Genomic DNA, 1,972 nt, shown 5'->3' with positions numbered 1-1,972 from the left:
TTAAGTGCGATACCTGCGGCCTAGACCGCCGCATGTCAGACGCATTCGGAGAAGTCGCGGCAAGCGACGACGTATTCGAATGTCGGGGGCGACGACCACATTTACGGGACTTCGCGCCCAACGGCTGCGACGAGCATGCACAGACTATGCTGCTAGGTGCGTCGAATAGCTGGTTTGGCATATCTCTTTCGGCGCTCTCTATTCCGATGTACGTGGACAAGTTGCCTCAGTTGGTAGAGGAGCGCTGGGCAATACTGCAACATATCCCATCACTTGAGACTATCGCCGCCTTTAGGGCGGTGGGGAATCTGAAGGGTCTCGAGGACTACAGCGACGGTGCCGTATGGGATGCCATTGAAAGCAAGAAGAACGGCGTTCAAGCTGATGAAGCTGATGGCAATTTGAAATTACCTGAATGGAATGTCTTCGTCAGTGCGGACCCTGGCACAAACACTCGGGATTTTCAGCTAACCCCAGTGGCAGCGCCAAACGGATATGAACCGTATTTTGAGAAGGTTGTTCGTGCGGAGCGTCTGCGAGAGGTGCGTGCTCTAACCGGATTCACGCGCATCGAATCGCCGGGCGACTATTCGGACCCCAGCGAAATTCCAGAGTCGCTGCGCGCACCACTGGGGCGAAGCAAGCCGATTTGGGTGCCTGTTTCCGAAGTAAGAGGGGAAGGAGTTTTTCTCCAGTTTTCGGAAGAAGCTATACGTCGGTGGGTGCTGCGCGTTGATAAGCAGGATAAGGAAATGTTCCGCGCACATGTGGCATGGCGAAAGGCGCGGCGGATTCCCGAATCTGAGAGCGGGTATCCGGGAATTCGGTATGCCTTAATTCACTCCTTCTCGCATGCCCTCATGAGGCAGTTGTCGATGGAGGCTGGGTACTCGTCTGCCAGCATTCGTGAACGGATATATGCCGACGACGGAAGTGGGGACGCGCCTCCTATGGCTGGCTTGCTTCTCTATACGGCCGCTCCCGACAGTGAAGGGACCCTTGGTGGGCTGGTCTCCCTTGGCGAACCAGACAGGCTTGGACGCTTGATACGGCTAGCGTTGGAGCAAATTCGGCTTTGCGCCTCGGACCCTCTATGCGGCGAGCACCGACCAGCGCAGGATGGCACGTCTTCGCTCCACGGAGCGGCTTGTCATGCCTGCATGTTTTCCCCCGAGACATCCTGCGAGCGGGGAAACAAATATCTCGACCGGGGATTCCTCGTCCAGACGATTGGCGGCGGAAACGTTCCTTTCTTTGAATGAACATGGGCACTTCCAAATCGTTGCTTGATGCCATAACGGAGTTCTCCGCCCACGTGTCACCTGATGCAGTGGAGACAGTGGTGGAGCAGCTTCGGCGGGTGCACGGAACCGCAAAGACATCGTCCGCGATGTTGCCGATACAACAGCGACTTCACGCGACGGCTCGAGCGAAGTTTGAGAGAGTCATCGAAGAGTGGCGTCAGGATGCTGGTCAAATCACGCTCGCCGAACTTGCCGCGTCGATTGAAGGGGCGCTCTACCAAGCGACGAGATTGCACGGAGAGAGTAGCGTCGAACTGGTGTGGTCCGGTCCAGCCACCCCGTGGTCCGGATTACGGAGCACGGAGCAGGCGCTACTCGAGTTGATAAATACTGCGCGAAGGTCGCTTTTCATTGTTACGTTTGCCGCCTACAAGGTCGATGGCCTCGTAAGCGCAATCGAATCAGCAATGGCTCGAGGCGTCCATGTTTCGTTTTTGTTGGAAAGTCGTGAGGAAAGCGCTGGTAAAGTGACCTTTGACCCGGCGGTTGCCCTTGCATTGTCACGTCTTAAAGGCGTTGCAACGTACGTTTGGCCATCGTCACGCCGGCCGCGAAGCAGTCAGGGCCAGCACGGCTCGCTGCATGCGAAATTTATGCTTGCGGACGACGAGGTGCTCTTCTTGTCGAGCGCGAATTTGACCGACTATGCAATGAATCTCAACGTCGAA

Annotated in this window: 2 protein-coding genes; both read left to right on the top strand. The window is 56.3% G+C overall.

Annotated elements, in window-relative coordinates; genetic code table 11:
• The coding region (gene drmB, locus PQR02_RS40270; RefSeq protein ID WP_408243361.1) for a DrmB family protein at window positions 1-1,262 on the top strand (1,262 nt) is incomplete at its 5' end.
• Between the two features lie 2 nt (window positions 1,263-1,264).
• Window positions 1,265-1,972 (top strand): DISARM system phospholipase D-like protein DrmC (gene drmC / locus PQR02_RS40265; RefSeq protein ID WP_408243360.1); only part of this gene is annotated, 708 nt, incomplete at its 3' end.

Source organism: Paraburkholderia sediminicola (assembly GCF_046026895.1).
Classification (GTDB): Bacteria; Pseudomonadota; Gammaproteobacteria; order Burkholderiales; family Burkholderiaceae; genus Paraburkholderia; species Paraburkholderia sediminicola_C.
This window is presented reverse-complemented; position numbering and strand designations above follow the sequence as displayed.